This window comes from Rhodococcus sp. WWJCD1 (assembly GCF_002258735.1).
Lineage (GTDB): Bacteria > Actinomycetota > Actinomycetes > Mycobacteriales > Mycobacteriaceae > Rhodococcoides.
In genome coordinates this window covers 279,030-295,198 of sequence record NZ_NOXY01000009.1, presented here as the reverse complement: position 1 = coordinate 295,198, position 16,169 = coordinate 279,030, and the positions used below count along the sequence as shown (strand labels likewise).

At 64.2% G+C, this 16,169-nt stretch carries 14 protein-coding genes; 7 read left to right on the top strand and 7 right to left on the bottom strand.

Annotated features, from left to right (window positions below):
* Window positions 1-45 precede the first annotated feature (45 nt).
* The 3 genes from CH286_RS06580 to CH286_RS06570 form a co-directional block, all read right to left on the bottom strand.
* Complete coding sequence (locus CH286_RS06580; protein ID WP_037147387.1) at window positions 46-1,671, bottom strand: ribonuclease J; 1,626 nt, start codon at window positions 1,669-1,671, stop codon at window positions 46-48.
* 177 nt (window positions 1,672-1,848) lie between these two features.
* The gene (locus CH286_RS06575) at window positions 1,849-2,505 is read right to left on the bottom strand and encodes an NUDIX domain-containing protein (RefSeq protein ID WP_052057867.1); all 657 of its coding nucleotides are present in this window, start codon (window positions 2,503-2,505) and stop codon (window positions 1,849-1,851) included.
* Window positions 2,506-2,567: 62 nt separating this feature from the next.
* Window positions 2,568-2,945 (bottom strand): cupin domain-containing protein, encoded by a 378-nt coding sequence (locus CH286_RS06570; protein WP_052057865.1) that lies wholly within the window; start codon window positions 2,943-2,945, stop codon window positions 2,568-2,570.
* 133 nt (window positions 2,946-3,078) lie between these two features.
* Between CH286_RS06570 and CH286_RS06565 the strand changes: the two genes are divergently transcribed.
* From CH286_RS06565 to CH286_RS06555, 3 genes are read left to right on the top strand one after another with little or no spacing between them, the layout of a single operon-like run.
* On the top strand, window positions 3,079-4,617 hold the full coding sequence (locus CH286_RS06565) for a flavin-containing monooxygenase (RefSeq protein WP_255182588.1): 1,539 nt from the start codon (window positions 3,079-3,081) through the stop codon (window positions 4,615-4,617).
* A complete protein-coding gene (locus tag CH286_RS06560; protein ID WP_094608709.1) occupies window positions 4,614-5,459 on the top strand; it encodes an SDR family NAD(P)-dependent oxidoreductase in 846 nt (281 codons plus the stop codon). Before CH286_RS06565 ends, CH286_RS06560 begins: the two co-directional genes overlap by 4 nt.
* The gene (locus CH286_RS06555) at window positions 5,456-6,103 is read left to right on the top strand and encodes a TetR/AcrR family transcriptional regulator (protein WP_094608708.1); all 648 of its coding nucleotides are present in this window, start codon (window positions 5,456-5,458) and stop codon (window positions 6,101-6,103) included. The genes CH286_RS06560 and CH286_RS06555 overlap by 4 nt, the downstream gene beginning before the upstream one ends.
* 7 nt (window positions 6,104-6,110) lie before the next feature.
* Here the strand turns inward: CH286_RS06555 and CH286_RS06550 are convergent, their stop codons facing one another.
* Genes CH286_RS06550 through CH286_RS06540 form a run of 3 tightly spaced genes read right to left on the bottom strand, consistent with a single transcriptional unit; the run spans window position 6,111 to window position 9,935 of the window.
* Window positions 6,111-7,379 (bottom strand): glucarate dehydratase family protein, encoded by a 1,269-nt coding sequence (locus CH286_RS06550; protein ID WP_094608707.1) that lies wholly within the window; start codon window positions 7,377-7,379, stop codon window positions 6,111-6,113.
* Window positions 7,379-8,305 (bottom strand): 5-dehydro-4-deoxyglucarate dehydratase, encoded by a 927-nt coding sequence (locus CH286_RS06545; RefSeq protein WP_032377511.1) that lies wholly within the window; start codon window positions 8,303-8,305, stop codon window positions 7,379-7,381. The genes CH286_RS06550 and CH286_RS06545 overlap by 1 nt, the downstream gene beginning before the upstream one ends.
* Before the next feature lie 31 nt (window positions 8,306-8,336).
* Window positions 8,337-9,935, bottom strand: a complete 1,599-nt coding sequence (locus CH286_RS06540) for an aldehyde dehydrogenase (NADP(+)) (protein WP_094608706.1) — start codon at window positions 9,933-9,935, stop codon at window positions 8,337-8,339.
* A gap of 342 nt (window positions 9,936-10,277) precedes the next feature.
* Here CH286_RS06540 and CH286_RS06535 point away from each other — a divergent pair, with 342 nt between their 5' ends.
* From CH286_RS06535 to CH286_RS06520, 4 genes are all read left to right on the top strand, one after another.
* The gene (locus tag CH286_RS06535) at window positions 10,278-11,621 is read left to right on the top strand and encodes an MFS transporter (protein WP_032405227.1); all 1,344 of its coding nucleotides are present in this window, start codon (window positions 10,278-10,280) and stop codon (window positions 11,619-11,621) included.
* Between the two features lie 32 nt (window positions 11,622-11,653).
* The gene (locus CH286_RS06530; RefSeq protein WP_037147372.1) at window positions 11,654-13,000 is read left to right on the top strand and encodes an enolase C-terminal domain-like protein; all 1,347 of its coding nucleotides are present in this window, start codon (window positions 11,654-11,656) and stop codon (window positions 12,998-13,000) included.
* A gap of 14 nt (window positions 13,001-13,014) precedes the next feature.
* Window positions 13,015-13,968, top strand: a complete 954-nt coding sequence (locus CH286_RS06525) for a 2-hydroxyacid dehydrogenase (protein ID WP_176458166.1) — start codon at window positions 13,015-13,017, stop codon at window positions 13,966-13,968.
* Window positions 13,969-14,041: 73 nt separating this feature from the next.
* Window positions 14,042-15,241 carry an L-talarate/galactarate dehydratase gene (locus CH286_RS06520; protein WP_032405230.1) on the top strand — a complete coding sequence of 400 codons (1,200 nt, stop codon included), beginning with the start codon at window positions 14,042-14,044 and terminating at the stop codon, window positions 15,239-15,241.
* A gap of 91 nt (window positions 15,242-15,332) precedes the next feature.
* Here the strand turns inward: CH286_RS06520 and CH286_RS06515 are convergent, their stop codons facing one another.
* The gene (locus CH286_RS06515) at window positions 15,333-16,148 is read right to left on the bottom strand and encodes an IclR family transcriptional regulator (protein ID WP_230592631.1); all 816 of its coding nucleotides are present in this window, start codon (window positions 16,146-16,148) and stop codon (window positions 15,333-15,335) included.
* Window positions 16,149-16,169 lie beyond the last annotated feature (21 nt).

The following is a 16,169-nucleotide window of genomic DNA, read 5'->3' as shown; positions in this document are numbered from 1 at the left end:
GGCCGAACGCAAAATTTGCTCACCTCGCCACTGGCAAATTCATGCTCAGCCGTCGACGACCACCGGGACGATGAGGGGCTGACGGCCCAGGGTCTGCTTGGCCCACCGGGCCGATTCCTGCACGATGCGCTTCTCGATGTTCTCGCGAGAAGCAACCTTGACGTCGCTCTCGCGGGTCAGGGTCTTGCCGATCGCCTTGGCCAGCGAGTCGAAAGCGTTTGCCTCGTGCGCAAATCCGCGTCCGATGAAGTCGACGTCGTCGACCAGCAGGCCGGTATCGGGATCCACGATCGCGATGACAGTCAGCACGCCCTCGTTCGCAAGCAGGCGACGTTCGGCCAGCGAATCCTCGGTCACACCGCCGACGGCACTGCCGTCGACATAGATCAATTCGATGGGGACGGAGCCGGTGATCTGCGCGACACCGTCGAACAGATCGATGACGCTACCGTTCTCGGCGATCAGCACACGATCGCGAGGGACGCCGGTCTTGATCGCGAGATCGGCGTTGGCGCGCAGGTGTCGCGACTCACCATGTACGGGAAGCACATTGGCGGGTTCGAGGATGTTGTAGCAGTAGACCAGCTCGCCTGCACTGGCGTGGCCGGACACGTGCACCTTCGCATTTCCCTTGTGCACCACGCGCGCACCCTTGTCGACGAGACCGTTGATGACGCGGTAGATCGCGTTCTCGTTTCCGGGAATCAGACTGCTGGCCATCAGCACGGTGTCGCCGTCGCCCACCTTGATCTGGTGTTCGCCCGACGCCATTCGCGACAGCGCGGCGAGGGGCTCACCCTGTGATCCGGTGCAGATCAAGGTGATCTTGTTGGCCGGAAGTCGGTTGAGCTTCGGTAGATCGACCACGAGACCGTCGGGCACGTCGAGGTAGCTCAGGTCGGTCGCAATCTTCATGTTGCGCACCATCGATCGGCCCACGAACGCAACTTTGCGACCCTGCGCGTGCGCGGCGTCGAGTACCTGTTGAATGCGGTGTACGTGACTGGCGAAGCTCGACACGATCACTCGTCCCGTTGTCTCGCGGAACACTTTCTCGATGGCCGGGACCAGATCGCGTTCGGAGACCATGAACCCGGGAACCTCGGCGTTGGTCGAGTCGACGAGGAGTAGATCGAGCCCTTCCTCGCCGAGGCGTGCGAAGCTACGGAGGTCGGTGATCCGACCATCGAGCGGGAATTGGTCCATCTTGAAGTCGCCGGTGTGCAGCACCAGCCCGGCGTCGGTACGAATGGCGATGGCCAGACCGTCCGGAATCGAGTGGTTGACGGCAATGAACTCGAGCTCGAACGGGCCTTCCTGACGCGTTTGCCCTGCCTCGACCTCGATCAGCGTCGTCGAGACCTTGAACTCCTCGAATTTGGCAGCCAGGAAGTGCAGTGTCAGCCGCGACGAGATGACGGGAATGTCGCCCCGTTCGCGCAACAGGTAGGGGACGCCGCCGATGTGGTCCTCGTGTCCGTGGGTGAGGACGATCGCGACGACGTCGTCGAGACGATCTCGGATGCAACTCCAGTCGGGGAGGATGACGTCGACGCCGGGCTGGTGCTCTTCGGGGAACAGGACGCCGCAGTCGACGATGAGCAGTTTTCCGTCGTATTCGAACACGGTCATGTTCCGGCCGATCTCGCCGAGACCGCCGGTCGCGATCACGCGAAGGTGCCCTGCCTGAAGCGCGGAGGAGGATCGCTTTCTCGGTGCGGCGGGGGATCTGCGGTTCCGTGGTGATCTCGACATGCCTCTTACGCTACGGGGGGTTCTTCACCTGGTCTCGACCCCGGTCGCAAGATCTCGGAATTCGTGACGGTCTCCACCGTTCCCGTGGGGCGGTCAAGTCGAGGTGCGGAGCAGGTGATCGCGTGCGAGAGCAGTCATCTGGCCCGCGACGCCCCAGAGGGTCCATGTGTCACCCGAGGTCACCTCGACAAGATCGATGGTGGGGGACTCGAAGTGCAGGTCTGTCACGTCGAGGTCGGTCTGGGTGTCGCGAGCATCGACGCGGTGGTAGACGAGGGATGGCGATTCATCGAGCAACTCGGCGAGACGCAAGAATCCGATGCGGGCCACTTCGCGTGGATCTGGCCGCGCTACGTCAACGAACTCCGGTGGAAGTTCCACGAGGAAACCCTCGACCTCGATGCCGGATTCGGTTGTCCAGGCTCCGAGGCGTTCTCTCACCGCATAGCTGGGATCGTCGAGATGGTCGAGAGTCTCCGACTCCTCACACAGCTCTCGCAGCGCAGCCATCGCGCCGGTCTCGCCCGCCTCGATCGCGCCACCGAACAACACCACGTCACCGGCATGGGTCATGCGCTGACCGTTGTGTCCGTTGACGCTCGCTCTCACCGTCGCGGCGGTGCACAAGCCCCACGTCGGATGGTCGATCACGGGGAACGCGACTGCTGCACGGCGGCCTTGCGGTTCCACCCACAGATGACGCTCGGCGAGACCGACACGGATAGGCGACGAAAATTTCTCGGTGGCCATGCCGACACGTTAGTACGGCGAACGACCAAGTGTCGGTTCGGGCATCCTCTGCACGGGGAGCATCACACGACGTATTCGGTAGTCCAGGGGCCCACGGCGGTGCCGATGAGAATGGTGTCCAGGTCCGCACCGTCGAAGTGCGCGACTCCGGCAGGAACCCAGAGAAACGAACCTCGAGTAAATCGGCGGGTGGCACTCACGTTCAGCATCGGGCCGTAGCCCAACCGGAGTTCGCCGGCGGCGACGACCAGGTGGACGTCGGCGCTGTGGAAGTGGGCTGCGTCGAATACTCCGGCGGGGACGAAGAATGCGTAGCTGAACATGATGCCGGGATCCCTGGTCCCGACGAGTGTCGCCGAGCGTGTGCCGTCGTCATGGAACGTGTCCCACGGAATGTCTGTCACGTCGAAGGCAGTCGGATCGTTGGCGAAAGGCGTCATCGGCACGACGCTAGAGAGGATCGTCAGGCAAGGCTGGCGGCTTTCGGACGGGACGTTTCGGCCGACGAGCTGCGCGATGTGACCGCGGTGCAGGCGAAACCATTGTGGAATGACGTGTCATCACTTTAAAGTGATGACACGCATCATCGGATTGCGTCTCGTGCGGGAGGGGTTCGTCAGCATGCATATTCACACCGTGGTGATCATCGGCAGCGGCTTCGGTGGCCAGTGCGCAGCGAAGGCATTGCTCGATCGAGGCATCGACGACCTCGTCGTTCTGGAGAGACGATCCTTCATGGGTGGCACGTGGAAGCAGAATCGCTACCCGGGCGCAGCCGTCGACGTGCAGAGTCCGCTGTACTCGATCGCGTCCGAACCGTTCGAGTGGACGCGCATGTTCGCCGAACGCGAGGAGCTCGAGCGGTACACCGACCATGTGCTCGAATCCAACGGTCTGCCGGCGCGGACGCATGTCGACACCGACGTCCAGAAGATCGAATGGGCGGGAGACCACTGGACCATCACCACCTCGCGGGGCGACTACGCGGCGAAGTTCGTCGTCAACGCGTCGGGACCACTCAGTACGCCCGTCATACCGCCGTTTCCCGGCCGAGAGAAGTTCCAGGGCACCCAGTTCCACACCAACGACTGGCACACCGACTACGACCATGCAGGCAAGCGAGTGGCGATCGTCGGCAGCGGTGCCAGTGCCGCGCAGGTGATTCCCGCGATCCAACCCGACGTGGCGCAGCTGCACGTCTTCCAGCGCACCCCGCACTGGGTGATGCCACGTCACGATCGTGAATTCACGCCGCTGCAGCGCAGGCTGCTGAAGTTGGAACCGATCCGCAGGCTGGTCCGCGCCGGGATCTACTGGAGTCTCGAAACTCGTATCCTCGGCTTCAAGTACTCACGGACGATGTTGAAGGCCGTCGCCCAGCGAACTGCGTTGAAGCACATCGAGTCTCAGGTTCCGGATCCCGAGCTTCGAGCGAAGGTCACCCCGGACTACGTCATCGGGTGCAAGCGGGTTCTGCTGTCCAACACGCTCTATCCCGCGCTGGGGCAGGCGAACGTCACCCTGCACGACAAGAACGACGGCATCGCGGAGATCACCGAAACCGGAATCGTCACCACCACCGGCGAACACGTCGACGTCGATCTGCTGGTGTGGTCCACGGGATACGACGCCACCGACGGCGTCATCTCGTACCCGGTGATCGGACGGGACGGCCGGGCCCTGTCCGACGTCTGGGATCCGTACCCGCGCGCCTACCTCGGCACCACGATTCCTGGCTTCCCCAACCTGTTCGTCGTCACCGGACCGAACACCGGAATCGGGCACACCTCCGCGATCTTCCTCATCGAGGCACAGATGGAGTACATCGTGCGGGCCGTCGACGCCGTAGAGCAGGCGGGTGCAACGGCCATCGAGGTCACTGCCGCCGCCGAGCAGGAGTACACCGACACGATTCACCGCGAGATGGAAGGCACCGTCTGGAAGGACGGCGGCTGCCACAGCTGGTACCAATCGAAATCCGGACACGTAGTCGCCATGTTCCCGGGGTTCAGCTTCACGTTCCGCCGGTGGGCCAAGCGTTTCCGCCCGCAAGAGCACCACATTCACATGGCACCGACGGTGACCAACACACGGGACGAGGTTTCGGCATGAGCAAGCACACCGGCCAGGTAGCGCTGATCACCGGCGCGGCAGGCGGTATCGGTTCCGCCGTGGCGACCGCACTGCATCGACGCGGCGCCTCGATCGTTCTCGTCGACATGGCGTCGACCGACCTCGAGGCCGTGGCGGCGAAGCTGGGCAACCAACGCGTGGCGATCGCCTATGCCGACGTCACCGTGCGGGAGCAGCTCGATGCGGCCGTCGCCGTCGCGATCGACACGTTCGGCAAGCTCGATGTCGTGATGGCCAACGCCGGAATCTCCAGCGGTGCACAGGCATCGACCGTTCGATCGATCGAGGACGGCGTGTTCGAGCGGGTCATCGGCGTCAACCTGATCGGCGTGTGGAACACGGTGCGTGCCGCCCTTCCGCACATCGTCGAGTCCGGGGGCTACGTGCTACTCACCTCCTCTACCTACGCGTACCTCAACGGCCTGGCGAATGCGCCCTATGCGGCTTCGAAGGCGGCGGTCGAACAGCTCGGCCGTGCTCTGCGTACGGAGCTGGCCGGCACGAAAGCGACGGCGGGAGTGCTGTATCCGGGATGGGTCGCGACGCCGATCGCCGAGGTCGCGTTCGGCGGCGACGACGTCGCGACGGCCATGACCGCCCGCGCCTTCCCCACGCCGTTGCTCCGCCCGATCACCCCCGACAAGCTCGCCCGCGTGGCTGTGCGAGGTATCGGACGGCGAGCTCCGCGGATCGCCGTGCCCGGTCGTTGGATTCCGATCTCGATATTGCGCGGCATCGTCAATCCGATCATGGACGCCACGATGGAGCGGGATGCCGAATTGATCCGGCTCACTGCCGAACTGGATGCCCGACGGTCATGAGCGCAGTGTCCGAAGCAGCCGGCCGCGCCTACGGCGGTGAGAGCGCGGCCGACCGCGACGACCGCAGGCGGCGGCAGCTGTTGGATGCGGGACTGCGGGTGTTCGGCAGTATCGGGTATCGAGCCGCGACCGTGCGCGGACTGTGCCGCGAGGCCAAGATCGCCGATCGGCACTTCTACCAGTACTTCGACAAGACCGAGGATCTCCTGCTCGCGGTGTACGCGGAATGTATTGCACACCTGACCGACTCGGTGTCCGAGGCCATCGCGGAGGTGGATCCGGAGGGTGGGCTCAGTGCTGTCGCGCAGCAGTTGCTCGAACCGTTCTTTCGGGTGGTCGAGGACCCGCGCCTCGCCCGGGTGGTGTGGATGGAGGTGCTCGGGGTCAGCCCTCGCGTGGAGCAGACCTACCTGACGGTGATGCAGCAATTCGGGACGCTGCTGCTCGGTTACCTCCGCACCTTCGCCGGCGACGTACCGTCGGGCCCCGATATGGATGTCGACCTGCTCGCGACCGCCGCCATCGGCGGCATCAGCCACACCGCCATGACCTGGTACCAGAGCGATTATGTCGCAGAGCGTCGCATAGTGGTGGCCACCATCGCGACCATGCTCGCCAACATTGTCGCCCCGTTGAAGGTGTAGCGCCGGATCACCACCGCGGGCAGGTGTTCTCGAAGCTCGAATCGATGCTCTGCATGTATCCGGTGTCGTCGCGGTCGCGAATGCCGCAGTCGAGGTACTGCTGATGCAGCGCCTCGAGCGCGTCCTCGTCGATCTCGACGCCGAGGCCGGGCCCGGTGGGAACTGCCACCGCGCCGTCGACGAAGTTCAACACTCCTGGAACGACGACGTCCTCGTGCTTCCACGGCCAGTGCGTATCGCAGGCGTAGGTCAGGTTCGGTGTTGCGGCGGCGAGGTGAACCATTGCGGCCAGGCTGATGCCGAGGTGGCTGTTCGAGTGCATCGACAGTCCCAGCTCGAACGTCTCACAGATTCCTGCGAGCAACCTCGAGCGCTGCAGGCCACCCCAGTAGTGATGATCCGACAACACCACCTGCACCGAGTCCTTCACCACGGCAGGCTTCAGATGATCGAACGCGACGACACACATGTTGGTCGCCAGAGGCATCTTCGCCTCGCGCGCGACCTCGGCCATCCCGTCGAGTCCGGGGGTCGGGTCTTCGAGGTATTGCACGATGCCGTCGAGCTCGGCGGCGACTCGGATGGACGTGTCGACAGTCCACGCGGCGTTGGGGTCGAGTCGCAACGGCAGGTCCGGGAACGCCTCACGGAGCGCCTTGATTCCAGCGATCTCCTCATCGGGCGGAAAGACACCGCCCTTGACCTTGATGGCCTCGAAGCCGTACTCGTCGATCATCTTTCGGGCCTGTCTTACCAGACCGGCCGGGTCGATTGCCTCGCCCCACTCGTCCGGCTGTGCACCGGGATGCGCTGCCCACTTGTAGAACAGGTACGCACTGAAAGGAACCGAGTCCCGCACTTTGCCGCCGAGCAGATCGGTCACCGGCCGACCGAGCACCTTGCCCTGCACGTCCAGGCAAGCGATCTCGAACGGCGAGAATACGCGGTCGGTGGTACTGGCCGTGGTGATCATTCCGGCGACACCGTCGCCGCCGGTGATCGACAGCGTTCCGAGCACGGAGTCGATGGCATCTCGAATCTCGTTGAGTGCGAACACGTCCAAGCCGGTGATGGCCTGAGCTGCCGCATCGAGTCGGGCGAGATGAGCGGTGTCGGCGTAGGTCTCACCGAGGCCGACGATGCCGGCCTCGGTGTCCAGCTGAATGATCGCGCGCAGTGCGTAGGGCTGATGCACACCGACGGTGTTGAGCAAAGGAGGGTCGACAAAGGCGATCGGAGTGATTCGAGCGCCGGTGATCAGGACCGGATCCTGCATCAGTGCACCGCGAGCTCGTCTGCCAGCACGGCCCGGCCGGCGGCAACGATTGCGGTGAGTTCCTCGAGGTGCGGTGCGCTGATGTCCACCAGAGGCGGGCGAACGGGCCCTGCCTCGATGCCCTCCATCGTCACGCCGGCCTTGATGAGGGAGACGGCGTAACCGGGCACCTTGTCGCGCAAGCGCACCAGCGGGTGGAAGAACTCGCGAAGTAGTGCGGCAGTGAGCTTTTCGTTACCACTGTCGAGTGACTGGTAGAACGCCAGCGCCAGTTCGGGTGCGAAGGCGAATGTCGCAGAGGAGTACAGCGTGACACCGATCGCTCGGTACGCCTGCTGGGAGACCTCGGCGGTGGGCAGGCCGTTGAAGAACTGGAAGGGCTTGCCCGACGGCTCGAGTGCATCCAGCACCGCGCGGACGATGCGGCCGACCTGATCGAGATCGCCTGTGCCGTCCTTGAATCCGACGACGGTTGGCAGCTGTGCAACCTCGACGGCCGAGTCCTCGGTGAAGCGGGCATTGCCGCGGTTGTAGACGATCAACGGCAGATCCGACGCGGCGGCAACGGCCTTGGTGTAGTTGACGAGACCGGCCTGCGGCATCGTCACCAGGTACGGCGGCAACAGCAGGATGCCATCGGCTCCGTTGCTCTTCGCGCTCGCCGCGAACGCCTTTGCCTGGGCGACGGATCCGCCTGCGCCGGCGTACACCGGCACACGGCCTGCGACGACGTCGACTGCCGTGCGCACGATCTTGCCGAACTCCTCGCCTTCGAGGGCATGGAATTCACCGGTGCCGCAGGCGATGAATACTCCACCGGGTCCGGCGTCGACACCCTTCGCGATGTGAGCAGCCAGCAGGTCGTAATCGACCTCACCGGAGGCGGTGAACGGGGTGACGGGGAAGAACAGGACTCCGTCGAGCATGGTGGTCTCCTCGAGAACTAGGTGGGGTGAGTCAGTCTTGGGTGAGCTGGCCGTCGATGCGGCGGAAGATGCCGTCCGGGTTGCCATCGGCAATTGCAGTGGGCAGCAATGATGTCGGAACGTCCTGGTAAGAAACGGGACGTAGGAAGCGCTCGATGGCGAGAGATCCGACCGAGGTGGTGCGGGAGTTGGAGGTGGCGGGGAAAGGGCCGCCGTGGACCATTGCGTGGCCCACCTCGACGCCCGTCGGCCATCCGTCGAACAGAATGCGGCCGGCCTTGAGCTCGAGAACCGAGAGGAGCTTGCCTGCCTCGGTGTGATCGGACTCGTCGGCGTGGATCGTGGCGGTGAGCTGACCTTCGAGCAGCGCGGCGACGTCGCGAACCTGCTGCGCATCGGTGCATCGAACGATGAGACTCGATGCGCCGAACACCTCGGCCTGTGCTGCCTCGGAGGTCAGGAACGTATCGGCATCGGTCTCGAACAGCGCTGCGCGGCAGGCGTTCGGGGCGTCCGTTTCGGTACCCCGGGCGATCTCGGTGACCGAGTTGGAGAGCTTAGCAACCCCGTCCGCATAACTCGACGCGATGTTCGGGGTCAGCATCGTGCTGGGGGTCGACTCCTGTACCGCGGCCCTTGCTGCCTCGGTGAAGGACTGCAGTCCGGGCCCGTCCACGGCGATGACGAGACCGGGGTTGGTGCAGAACTGACCCGAGCCCATCGTCAGCGATGCGACGAAGGCGCGGCCGAGTTCGGTGCCACGGGCGGCGAGTGCGCCGTCCATGACGAACACCGGGTTGATGGAACTCATCTCGGCGTACACCGGGATCGGCTCACGCCGACCGGCTGCGGCGGCGACGAGAGCAGTTCCACCCGAACGTGATCCGGTGAAGCCGACGGCCTTGATGCGAGGGTCGGTCACCAGAGCGGTGCCGAGTCCACGGCCGGAGCCGAAGAGCAGAGAGAATGTGCCCGAGGGCATTCCGGTGGAAGCGACGGCGTCGGCGATTGCGCGACCGACCAGTTCGGACGTTCCCGGATGAGCATCGTGGGCCTTGACCACAACGGGGCATCCGGCCGCGAGAGCGGAAGCGGTGTCGCCGCCGGCGACGGAAAAAGCGAGTGGGAAGTTGCTGGCTCCGAACACTGCAACCGGGCCCAGCGGAATCTGCCGCTGGCGGATGTCGGCGCGGGGGAGTGGCGTGCGATCGGGCTGGGCCGGATCGATGCGGGCACCGTTCCAACTACCCTCGCGCAGAACCGAAGCGAACAAGCGGAGCTGCCCGGTGGTGCGACCGACCTCGCCGGTGATGCGGGCCAACGGAAGTCCGGACTCGGCGACGGTGCGCTCGATCAGCGTGTCGCCGAGAGCTGCGATGTTGTCGGCGATGGTGTCGAGAAACTGTGCACGGGTCTCCGAGGAGGTGGCACGGTAATCGGCGAATGCTTCGGCCGCTGCGACACAAGCCTTCTCGACGTCGGTATTGTCGCCGTGACCGTAGGCGGGTTCGAGGTTCGCGCCGGTGCTGGGGTCGATTCCGTGAATCTGCGTGCCGCCACCGAAGACCGGGACGCCGGCGATGATCATCCGGCCGGTGAGGTGGGTGGACTGTGTCGTCGACGCTGTCATGGGGTGACTCCTAAGGCTGTGGTGCGGTGCGTGCGCTGACGCCAGGGCGTGACCTGGCTCATAGGTCACCACGCTAGAAGGCTGATCGATACATGTCCAAGTCTAAAAAAGTCGTATTTGATTCAGTCTCGGTATCGATCTTGCTGCCAGGCGCGATGAGCACCGACTGCAGTTGCCGATACCTCTACTGCATCGGTCGATGCGTAGATGGTCTTGGACATGCATCGATCCGGAGTCCTACTGTTTCATGTGAGCCCAATCACTGGGTCGATCCATGCCTGTGCCGGTCACACTCGCGCATCGGTAGCGGGAAACCGCTCGAGCCACAGAACGGAGCGATCGATGTCGATCACTCTCCCGCCGACGCCGGCAGTCGATTCTGCCGTCGCGAAGATATTCCGGCGAGTCGTGCCCTTGTTCATCATCATGCTGATCTGCAATCAGCTGAACCGATCGAACATCGGCTACGCCCGCGAATACCTCGAAGCCGACGTCGGTATCGGAGCTGCGGCATACGGATTCGGTGCCGGCGTGTTCTTCATCGCGTACGCGCTCTTCGAGCTTCCGAGCAACGTGATGATGGAGAAGTTCGGTGCCAAGATCTGGCTGACCCGCATCATGGTCAGTTGGGGCACCATCTCGTTCGCCATGGCCTTCGTCAACGGTCCCGAGATGTTCTACATCCTGCGGTTCCTGCTCGGAGCGGCCGAGGCCGGATTCTTCCCGGCCATCATCTTCTACTTCGCCAAGTGGTTGCCCAACAGCCACCGCGGCCGTGCCACCGCGTTGTTCGTCGCAGGGTCGTCGGTGGCCGCGGCGATCTCCGGCCCACTGTCGGGTCCGCTGCTTTCTCTCGACGGACTCTTCGGGGCCCGAGGCTGGCAGTACCTGTTCGGCATCGAGGGCCTGCTGTCCGTTGTCGTCGGCATCATCGCCTACTTCCTCATCGACTCGCACGTCAAGGATGCGAAGTGGCTGACCGACGAGGAGAAGCACGATCTGAACGCTGCTATCGCCGTCGAGGAAGCAGAGAAGGCACGTACCTCCGGCATGGGCGACGGCAGGTCGCGCTGGAAGATGTTGCTCGATCCCAAGCTGCTGCTGTTCATCTGGATCTACTTCGCAATCCAGCTCTCGATCTACGCCAACACATTCTGGCTCCCGTCCATCGTCCGACGGATCGACGGAACCAACGACATCACCGTCGGCTTGCTCTCGTCGCTGCCATGGATCTGCGCCGTGTTCGCCATGTACTACATGTCCAAGATCGGCGACCGCACCGGAAACCGTCGACCACTGTTGATCATCGCTCTGCTCACCGCTGCAGTCGGCACACTGTTGGCCGCCGTCGCGACGCCGTGGATCGCGCTGATCTTCCTGTGCATCGCTGCCATGGGATTCAAGAGCGCGAGCCCGCTGTTCTGGTCCTTCCCGCAGTCCACTCTGCATCCGATGGTGCTTGCCGCCGCCATCGCCGTCATCAACTCGGTGGGCAACCTCGGCGGCTTCGTCGCACCGTTCGGATTCGGATTGATCCAGGAGGCCACCGGTTCGGTGACCTGGGGACTGTATGCGCTGGCCGGTGCATCCGCACTGGCTGCGCTGTCGGTCCTACTGATCAAGAAGCCGCGCGGAGTGGTGGCCGATACCGAGGGCAGCGTCGAACCCGTCACCCTGACCAAATAGCATCCGATACCACCGGCCGAGAGGGTCCGATCATGAACTCCCAGAACAGCACCCCCGTCGTCACCGAGATGCGCGTGATTCCGATTGCGGGCCACGACGACATGCTGCTCAACCTCAGCGGAGCCCACGCCCCGTACTTCACCCGCAATCTGGTGGTGCTCACCGACTCGGACGGGCGCACCGGCGTCGGCGAAGTGCCGGGCGGAGAGGCGATTCGGCAGACTCTCGAGGACGCTCGTTCGCTCGTCGAGGGTAAGGGTATCGGCCGCTACAACGCTGTGCTGGCCGAGATGCGTCGCGCGTTCGCCGATCGTGATGCCGGGGGACGCGGAGCGCAGACCTTCGATCTGCGGGTCGCGATCCATGCGGTGACCGCGGTGGAATCGGCGTTGCTCGATCTGTTGGGTCAACACCTCGGGGTCAGCGTCGCAGCGCTGTTGGGAGAAGGTCAGCAGCGTGACAAGGTCCAAGCTCTGGGCTATCTGTTCTTCGTGGCCGATCGGAACAAGACCGATCTCGCGTACCGCAGCGCAGCCGACGAGGCCGCCGGAGCCGACGACTGGATGCGCATCAGGCACGAGGAAGCGATGGATCCCGAGTCGATCGTGCGCCTCGCCGAGGCAGCCCAGGCGCGGTACGGGTTCCAGGACTTCAAGCTCAAAGGTGGTGCGCTGCCCGCGGCCGAGGAGGCTGCTGCGGTGCGCGCGCTGGCCGAGCGATTCCCCGAGGCTCGAATCACGTTGGATCCCAACGGTGGCTGGCTTCTGAAGGACGCGATCGACACCTGCCGTGGCCTGCGTGACGTGCTGGCCTATGCCGAGGACCCCGTCGGACCGGAGGGTGGATTCTCGGGCCGCGAAGTGATGACCGAATTCAAGCGCGCCACCGGATTGCAGACCGCCACGAACATGGTCGCCACCGACTGGCGCGAGATGGGCCACACCATCCGATCCGGTGCGGTGGACATCCCACTCGCCGACCCGCACTTCTGGACGATGGCTGGTTCCGTCCGCGTAGCGCAGCTGTGCGATGCGTGGGGTCTGACGTGGGGTTCGCACTCCAACAACCACTTCGACGTTTCACTGGCCATGTTCACCCACGTCGCCGCGGCCGCTCCAGGGACGATCACTGCCATCGATACGCACTGGATCTGGCAGGACGGACAGCGAGTGACCAAGGAGCCGTTCACGATCGAGGACGGCTACCTCACCGTGCCCGACAAGCCAGGCCTGGGTGTCGAACTCGACTTCGAGCAGATCGATGCGGCGCACGAGTTGTACCAGAAGGAAGGTCTCGGTTCGCGCGACGACGCCATCGGCATGCAGTATCTCATCGAGGGTTGGACGTTCGACAGCAAGCGGCCGGCCCTGGTTCGATGAGTTCTGGTCCGCTGGTGAAGATCGTCGTCGGCGATCGAAACGTGCTGCCCCATCGGGAGCAGTTCGAGGCGGGCCTGCCCGCCGACGTCGAGGTGATCTGGTGCGTGCCGTTCGACGAGACTCGGGTCATCGCCGAACTCGCCGACGCAGACGTCTACGTCGGTGGCAAGTTCAGTGCGGCCATGGGTGCCGCAGCGCCGAAATTGCGTATGGTCCACGTCGCGGGTGCCGGAACGGACAACGTCGATCGCTCCGGACTGGGCCCCGATGTGCAGGTGTGCAACACCTTTCATCACGAGCAGTCGATCGCGGAATACGTCGTGGCTGCGACCGTGATGCTGCGCCGCAAGTTTCTGGAGCAGGACCGCGCACTCCGCTCCGGAGTGTTCGCCACCGCCGTCTACGACCCGACCATCGCGCAACCGTTGTCGCTGAGTGGTGCCCGCATCGGATTCGTCGGCTTCGGGCACATCGGCAGGCGAACGTGGCAGCTGTTTCGGGCATACGGCGCAGTGGGCGCTGCGGTCACCGGAAGCGGGCGGGCTCCGGACGAGGGGCTCGAATGGGTCTCGGGGACAGATGATCTGGGATCACTGGTCGATTTCGCCGACGTCCTGGTGGTCTCCGCACCCCTGAACGAGCGAACGCGCGGCATGATCGGTGCCGAGGAACTCAGCAGGCTCGGCAGCGACGGGGTACTCGTCAACGTCGGTCGTGGGCCATTGGTACAGGAGCAGCCACTGTTCGACGCCCTGTCTCGCAACGAGATTGCCGCAGCCGCGATCGACGTCTGGTACCGCTACCCCGGGCCGGACGGGGTGGGAGAGCCGAGTGTGTTGCCGTTTCGCGATCTCGACAACGTGCTGATGACCCCACACTCGTCCGGCGTCACGCATCACACGTTCGTGGGCAGGGTTGCCGATATTGCATCCAACATCGATGCACTGTCGGCATCGATCGGCCGATAAATGGTGTTGGACGTGCATTGTTCGTCGAAATAGGCTGTTAAGCAACACAATCGACGATTTTGAGGAGTCACAGATGACCATCGGCACTGACACACCGACCAGCGGACTCTCTGCCCCGGATGCTGCGATCACGGCGCTTGCTCCCGGTGCGGCGACCATCGACCGCATCGTCGAGGTGACACTGTCCTCGATCGTGTTGCCGCTGAAGAATCCGATCAGCGATGCCAAGGTGCTCACCGGTCGGCAGAAGGCGATGACCGAGGTGGTGTTCCTGTTCGCCGAAATTCGCACCGAACAGGGCCATGAGGGAATCGGATTCGGGTACTCCAAGCGTGCGGGCGGGCCGGCCCAATTTGCGCATGCCCAGGAAATCGCTCCGGTACTCATCGGCGAGGACCCGAACGACATCGGCAAGATCTGGACCAAGCTGGTGTGGGCAGGAGCCTCGGTGGGCCGCAGTGGTGTTGCGACGCAGGCGATTGCGGCGATCGACATCGCGCTGTGGGATCTCAAGGCCAAGCGTGCCGGGTTGCCACTGGCCAAGCTGATCGGCTCGGCGCGTGACTCGGTGCAGACGTACAACACCTCCGGCGGATTTCTGCACACTCCGATCGAAGAGGTCATGGAGAATGCCGCCATCTCCCTCGCAAACGGAATCGGTGGCATCAAACTGAAGGTGGGTCAGCCGGATTGGCGCACCGACATCGCCCGCGTCACCGCGGTGCGCGAGTTTCTCGGCGACGACGTTCCGCTGATGGTCGACGCCAATCAGCAATGGGATCGGCCCACGGCGCAGCGTATGGGCCGCATTCTCGAACAGTTCGATCTCGTGTGGATCGAGGAGCCCCTCGACGCCTATGACGCAGAGGGGCATGCGCAGCTCGCTCGTAGCCTCGACACCTCCATCGCGACGGGGGAGATGCTGGCCAGTGTCGGCGAGCACGTCCGCCTCATCGAGGCCGGTTCGGTGGACATCCTGCAGCCCGACGCTCCGCGCATCGGCGGAATCACGCAGTTCCTGAAATTGGCGACGTTGGCCGAGCACCACAATCTGCAGCTCGCCCCGCATTTCGCCATGGAGATCCACCTGCACCTCGCGGCGGTGTATCCCCTGCAGACGTGGGTGGAGCACTTCGACTGGTTGGACCCATTGTTCGACGAGCACCTCGAGACCCGAGACGGACGTATGCATCTGTCCGCTCGCCCGGGATTGGGCTTCACGTTGAGCGAGCAGGGTCGTGCCTGGACCGTCGCGAAGGCTGTGGTGCGCTGACGTGGAATGCTGACGCGTGGAGCGCTGACGCGCAGGTGAGCGGAAACTCGACCCCTGCTACGAAGTTTCGCTCACATGCCGCGAAGCGGCTCTACCGCACTCCCTCGGCCCGAAGCTCCCGGGCCCAGGCGGCGGCGTGGTCGGTGAGCACCCCGGCGATTCGTTCGAGTTCGCCCGGGTACGAGGCGACTTCCGCGGGCATCGAGACGCTGAGCGCATCGGTGGCCGGGATCCGATAGGGCACGACGGTCGCTATGCAGACCACGCCGGCGGTGCCCTGCTCCTGTTCCAACGACCAACCGCGACGGCGAACCTGGCCGAGTTCGGCGATGAGGGCATCACGATCGACGATGGTGTTCTCGGTGTACCGCTCGAGTTTCTTCGGCAGCAGCTGTGTCACCTCGTCGGTCGTGAGTTCGGCGAGCAATGCCTGGCCGAGGGCAGTGACGTGGCACGGCAGCTTGCGTCCGACGCGGTGCATGCGCCGCACCTCGAGCTTGGAACCGCGGCTGGCGAGGTAGATGACGCAGTCCTCGTCGCGTCGGGCGAAGTGGACGGTGTGCCGGACGTCCGAGCGCAGCGTTTCCAGTACTGCCGCCGCTCGACCGACGACGGAATCCTTGTCGAGGTAGGACGTGCCGGTGAGCAAGGCATGGGTGCCGATGCCGTACCGCGAGCCGGACTCGTCGGCCTCGATCCAGCGCAGGTCCTTGAGCGTCCTCAGCAAGGCGTGCAGACTCGATCGGGGATACCCGCACGCCTCCTGCAGTTCGCCGAGGCTCATGCGCGTGGGGGATGCGGCCAGCGTCTCGAGGATGTGGATCGTGCGTTCCGCGGATTTCACCGGCTGGCTCTCGGACACTGCAGCAGCCGCGACATCGTTCACCATGGAGACAGTGTCCCTCATGATGAACGATGCTTCATACGC

Coding starts and splice junctions, on each gene's coding strand:
- CH286_RS06560 (WP_094608709.1), top strand. CDS start 4,614: ATGAGCAAGCACACCGGCCAGGTAGCGCTGATCACCGGCGCGGCAGGC.
- CH286_RS06545 (WP_032377511.1), bottom strand. CDS start 8,305: ATGCTCGACGGAGTCCTGTTCTTCCCCGTCACCCCGTTCACCGCCTCC.
- CH286_RS06520 (WP_032405230.1), top strand. CDS start 14,042: ATGACCATCGGCACTGACACACCGACCAGCGGACTCTCTGCCCCGGAT.
- CH286_RS06515 (WP_230592631.1), bottom strand. CDS start 16,148: ATGAGGGACACTGTCTCCATGGTGAACGATGTCGCGGCTGCTGCAGTG.
- CH286_RS06540 (WP_094608706.1), bottom strand. CDS start 9,935: ATGACAGCGTCGACGACACAGTCCACCCACCTCACCGGCCGGATGATC.
- CH286_RS06530 (WP_037147372.1), top strand. CDS start 11,654: ATGAACTCCCAGAACAGCACCCCCGTCGTCACCGAGATGCGCGTGATT.
- CH286_RS06550 (WP_094608707.1), bottom strand. CDS start 7,379: ATGCAGGATCCGGTCCTGATCACCGGCGCTCGAATCACTCCGATCGCC.
- CH286_RS06535 (WP_032405227.1), top strand. CDS start 10,278: ATGTCGATCACTCTCCCGCCGACGCCGGCAGTCGATTCTGCCGTCGCG.
- CH286_RS06565 (WP_255182588.1), top strand. CDS start 3,079: ATGACACGCATCATCGGATTGCGTCTCGTGCGGGAGGGGTTCGTCAGC.
- CH286_RS06575 (WP_052057867.1), bottom strand. CDS start 2,505: ATGGCCACCGAGAAATTTTCGTCGCCTATCCGTGTCGGTCTCGCCGAG.
- CH286_RS06555 (WP_094608708.1), top strand. CDS start 5,456: ATGAGCGCAGTGTCCGAAGCAGCCGGCCGCGCCTACGGCGGTGAGAGC.
- CH286_RS06570 (WP_052057865.1), bottom strand. CDS start 2,945: ATGACGCCTTTCGCCAACGATCCGACTGCCTTCGACGTGACAGACATT.